We start from the raw sequence: 4,333 nt of genomic DNA, 5'->3' as shown, positions 1-4,333 counted from the left end.
GCACCGCCCACCTCATCCGCCTGCGCAACCCCAACCCTGCCCTCGTGCCCGCCGCCCCTGCTGAAGCCGCGCCGGCGCATGAAGGAGGTCACTGACCGTCATGGCCGAGACCGCACACGCACTCCCGCTCGACCCCCTCGAGCCCCGGGACCTCGTCGCGCCGCACCACGACGACAAGTCCCTCAATGAGACGCTGCTGGACCATGTCTGGCGCAAGCCCGGCAAGGGCTGGTTCATGCTGCTGGGCATCACGTCCGCGGCGCTGGGCCTCCTGGTCGTCGGTGTCACGTACACCCTCGCGCGCGGCATCGGCGTGTGGGGCAACAACCAGCCCGTCGGCTGGGCGTTCGACATCATCAACTTCGTCTGGTGGGTCGGTATCGGCCACGCCGGTACGCTCATCTCCGCCATCCTCCTGCTCTTCCAGCAGAAGTGGCGCACGAGCATCAACCGCTTCGCGGAAGCCATGACGCTGTTCGCGGTCATGTGCGCCGGCCTGTTCCCGCTGCTCCACACGGGCCGTCCCTGGTTCGCCTTCTGGCTGTTCCCCTACCCCAGCACCCTGGGCGCCTGGGCGCAGTTCCGCTCGCCGCTCGTGTGGGACGTGTTCGCCATCTCCACGTACCTCACGGTGTCCGCGCTCTTCTGGTACGTGGGCCTCATCCCGGACCTGGCCGCCCTTCGTGACTCGTCCAAGGGGAAGCTGCAGCGCACCATCTACGGCCTGTTCGCCCTGGGTTGGCGCGGCTCCGGCCGTCACTGGCACAACTACAAGATTGGCTACCTGCTGCTCGCCGGCCTCTCGACGCCGCTCGTGGTGTCCGTGCACACCATCGTGTCGTTCGACTTCGCCGTGTCCCAGATTCCGGGCTGGCACGCGACCATCTTCCCGCCCTACTTCGTGGCCGGCGCCGTGTTCAGCGGCTTCGCGATGGTCATCACGCTCATCGTGCCCGCCCGCAAGTACCTGGGTCTCCGGGACGTGATTACGGACCGCCACCTGGAGAACATGAACAAGGTCATCCTGGCGACGGGCCTCATCGTGTCCTACGGGTACATGATGGAGCACTTCATCGCCTGGTACTCCATGAACCAGTACGAGTTCTGGACCTTCTACGTGAACCGCGCCACGGGCCCCTACGCCGGCGTGTACTGGCTGATGATCGCCTGCAACGTCATCACCCCGAACATCTTCTGGTTCAGGAAGTGCCGCACCAGCATCCCCATCATGTGGGTGGCGTCCATCGCGGTGAACATCGGCATGTGGTGCGAGCGCTTCATCATCATCGTGACGTCGCTGTCGCAGGACTTCCTGCCCTCCTCGTGGGACATCTACACGCCCACCTGGGTGGACTGGTGCATCTACATCGGCACGCTGGGCCTGTTCGGCACCCTGTTCCTCCTGTTCCTCAAGTTCGTTCCCGCCGTCGCGGTGAGCGAGGTGAAGGAGCTCCAGTTGGAGCTCAAGCACGCCGCCCACGCCGCCCATGGCAACGGACACCACGGCTCGGACGCCGCGGCCACCCACGGAGCGCACTAGCATCATGGAAGCCAAGGTCCTTGATTCCTGGGTGATGGCCGAGTTCGCCACCCCGGAAGCCCTCGTCTCCGCCACGCAGCAGATGCGCGAGAAGGGCTTCCAGGGGATGGACACCTACTCCCCGTACCCGCTGCACGGCGGGTCGGAGGCCCTCGGTCTGCCGCCCTCCCGCATGCCCTTCATCGCCCTGGGCGGCGGCCTCACCGGCATGGTGACCGCCCTCACGATGCAGACGTGGATGAACACCGTCGACTACCCGCTCAACGTCGGCGGCCGTCCGCTCCTGAGCCTCCCGGCCTGGGTGCCCATCACGTTCGAATTGAGCGTGCTGTTCGCCGCGTTTGGCATCTTCTTTGGCCTGCTCGGCCTGAGCAAGCTGCCGCAGCCCTACCACCCGGCCTTTGAGTCGGAAGAGTTCCGCAGCGCGTCCACGCACGGCTTCTGGCTGAGCATCCCGCACCCCACGGGAACGGACGCCGCGGACGTCAAGAACCAGCTGACGGCCCTGGGCGCGACCCACGTGACCGTCGTGTCGGGAGAGAACGAATGAGGTGGCTCATCCCCGCCGCCGGGCTCGCCGCGCTCACGGGCTGCAACGTCAGCTCTGAGTTCCTCCAGCGCATGGAGCACCAGGCCAAGTACGAGTACTACGAGACGTCCGAGTTCTGGCCGGACGGCCGCGCCATGCGCGTGCCCCCCGCCGGCACCGTCCCGCGCGAGCGGCCGGTGGGCAACCCGGGCATCTCCACGGGCCGCGCCAACGGCGTGGCCGTGAACGCCATCCCGCTGCCGGTGGACAAGCACCTGCTGGAGCTTGGCCAGAAGAAGTACAACATCGTCTGCTCGCAGTGCCACGGCGTGCTCGGCGACGGCAACAGCGTCGTCGCGGAGAACATGGCGCTGCGCCTGCCGCCGTCCCTGCTGGAGCTCGCGGACAAGCCGGCCGGCCACTTCTACACCGCCATCAACGAGGGCTACGGCATCATGCCGTCCTTCTCGGGTGAGCTCGACACGCGTGAGCGCTGGGCCGTCGTCGCCTATGTGCGCGCGCTGCAGGCCGCCCGCAGCACCGCCGGGACGCAGCCCGTCCCGCAGGAGAACCGATGACTGCCATGGAGCGCTACACCGGCACGCCCAAGCTGATGGTGCCCGCGTTCGGCCTGGGCGTGGTGGGCCTCGTGCTCACCGCCGTGGGCTTCTTCATGAACCCGGAGGCGACCAGCTTCAGCTACCTCTTGGGCTTCACCTACTGGGTCGGCATCAGTGTGTCCGCCCTCATCATGCTGGCCATCTTCCACACGGCGAAGGCGAAGTGGCCCATCGTCCTGCGCCGCGCCATGGAGACGATGTCCATCGCGGTGCCCGTCTTCGCGGTGCTCATCCTCGCCTTCATCCCCATGATGAAGCACCTGTACCCCTGGGTGGATGGCTCGCCGCTGGCCGCCCACATCCACGGCATCGAGGTGGAGCACCTGGCGCATAAGAAGGCCCACTACCTGAACGGGACCTTCTTCATCGTCCGCCAGGTCATCTACTTCGCGGTGTGGATCTTCGTCTCCCACCGGCTGTACGGCTGGAGCACCCAGCAGGACGAGTCGGGCGGGCTGGAGCTCACCGTCAAGCAGCGCCGCTTCTCCCCGGGCGCCCTGCCCTTCCTGGCGCTGACCATCACCTTCGCCTCCTTCGACTGGCTGATGAGCCTCACCCCGCTGTGGCAGTCCACCATCTTCGGCGTCTACTACTTCGCCGGCAGCTTCCTGGCCGCCTTCTGCGTCCTCACGCTGGCCACGATCAGGGCCCAGGGCAAGGACCTGTACGGCAGCCTGGTGAAGACGCCGCACTACCACAACCTGGGCAAGCTCATCTTCGCCTTCACGGCGTTCTGGGCCTACATCGGCTTCTCCCAGTTCCTGCTGGTGTGGATCGCCAACATCCCGGAAGAGGCCCCCTGGTACGGCCTGCGCATGTACGGCCCGTGGCGCGACGTCTCTCTCGTCATCTTCTTCGGCCACTTCGTGCTGCCGTTCTTCACGCTGCTGTCACGCAAGCTGAAGGAGAAGACCGGGACCCTGGCCGTGGCCGCCCTCTACATGCTTCTCATGCACGCCGTGGACCTGTATTGGCTCATCTGGCCGGCGTTCTCCGGCGAGGCCGGGCCGACCTTCCACTGGACGATTCTCACGGCCTTCGTGGGCGTGGGCGGGGTCTCGGTGGGCTATGCCCTCTTCCGGGCGCGCAATAAGTACACGTTCCCGGTGAAGGACCCCTACATCGCGGAGTCCCTGAGGTACGTGCAGCCATGAAGAAGACCCAGTCCGAAGTCGAATCGCGGGTCATCGTCGGCGCGCATGGCGTCGCCGCCGAGGAAGACCACCTTGTCATGGGGAAGGTCGTCGGCGTCGGTGTGGGCGCCATGGTCCTCTTCCTCGTGGGCGCGGTGTGGGCCTGGCGCATCCAGGTCGTGACCATGCAGGAGGCCCAGCCGGACGGTCCTCCTCCGCGCCCCGCCGCGGTGGGCCAGTACGAAGTGGGCATCGTGAACCAGCGCCTGTTCGAACAGGACTGGCGCGCGGCGGAGAAGATTGGCGGCCAGCACCAGGCGCTGAAGAACGGCTGGGGTGACCAGCCGGGCGTCGCCGCCCACAAGTCGCTGGACAAGGCCATGGACCAGGTCATCACGACCGAGGCCCAGAAGGCCCGCGAGCCGGCCCCGGCTCCCACGCCGGCCCCGGCCCCGGAGTCCGCGCCGCACACGGCGCCCCCGGCTCCGGCCCCGAAGAAGTAGGCTCCCAC

The 4,333-nt window shown here is 67.0% G+C and carries 5 protein-coding genes; all 5 read left to right on the top strand.

Annotated elements, in window-relative coordinates:
• Positions 1–100: 100 nt before the first annotated feature.
• From nrfD to D7Y21_RS40415, 5 genes are read left to right on the top strand one after another with little or no spacing between them, the layout of a single operon-like run.
• Positions 101–1,540: an NrfD/PsrC family molybdoenzyme membrane anchor subunit gene (gene nrfD, locus D7Y21_RS40435; RefSeq protein ID WP_120567451.1), complete on the top strand. Its 1,440-nt coding sequence runs from the start codon at positions 101–103 to the stop codon at positions 1,538–1,540.
• Between the two features lie 4 nt (positions 1,541–1,544).
• Entirely contained in the window at positions 1,545–2,090 is a 546-nt protein-coding gene (locus D7Y21_RS40430; RefSeq protein WP_120567452.1) for a DUF3341 domain-containing protein, read from the top strand.
• On the top strand, positions 2,087–2,647 hold the full coding sequence (locus D7Y21_RS40425) for a cytochrome c (RefSeq protein ID WP_120567453.1): 561 nt from the start codon (positions 2,087–2,089) through the stop codon (positions 2,645–2,647). Before D7Y21_RS40430 ends, D7Y21_RS40425 begins: the two co-directional genes overlap by 4 nt.
• Positions 2,644–3,843, top strand: a complete 1,200-nt coding sequence (locus D7Y21_RS40420) for a hypothetical protein (protein ID WP_120567454.1) — start codon at positions 2,644–2,646, stop codon at positions 3,841–3,843. The genes D7Y21_RS40425 and D7Y21_RS40420 overlap by 4 nt, the downstream gene beginning before the upstream one ends.
• Complete coding sequence (locus tag D7Y21_RS40415; RefSeq protein ID WP_121718553.1) at positions 3,840–4,325, top strand: hypothetical protein; 486 nt, start codon at positions 3,840–3,842, stop codon at positions 4,323–4,325. The genes D7Y21_RS40420 and D7Y21_RS40415 overlap by 4 nt, the downstream gene beginning before the upstream one ends.
• Positions 4,326–4,333: the final 8 nt, after the last annotated feature.

The organism is Corallococcus sp. AB045 (genome assembly GCF_003668895.1).
GTDB classification, from domain to species: domain Bacteria; phylum Myxococcota; class Myxococcia; order Myxococcales; family Myxococcaceae; genus Corallococcus; species Corallococcus coralloides.
Note: the sequence above shows the minus strand (reverse complement) of the source record. Positions and strands in the feature narration are given on the sequence as shown.

Bases quoted from the DNA above. Each gene is read 5' to 3' on its own strand.
- nrfD (WP_120567451.1), top strand. From the start codon at position 101: ATGGCCGAGACCGCACACGCACTCCCGCTCGACCCCCTCGAGCCCCGG.
- D7Y21_RS40430 (WP_120567452.1), top strand. From the start codon at position 1,545: ATGGAAGCCAAGGTCCTTGATTCCTGGGTGATGGCCGAGTTCGCCACC.
- D7Y21_RS40425 (WP_120567453.1), top strand. From the start codon at position 2,087: ATGAGGTGGCTCATCCCCGCCGCCGGGCTCGCCGCGCTCACGGGCTGC.
- D7Y21_RS40420 (WP_120567454.1), top strand. From the start codon at position 2,644: ATGACTGCCATGGAGCGCTACACCGGCACGCCCAAGCTGATGGTGCCC.
- D7Y21_RS40415 (WP_121718553.1), top strand. From the start codon at position 3,840: ATGAAGAAGACCCAGTCCGAAGTCGAATCGCGGGTCATCGTCGGCGCG.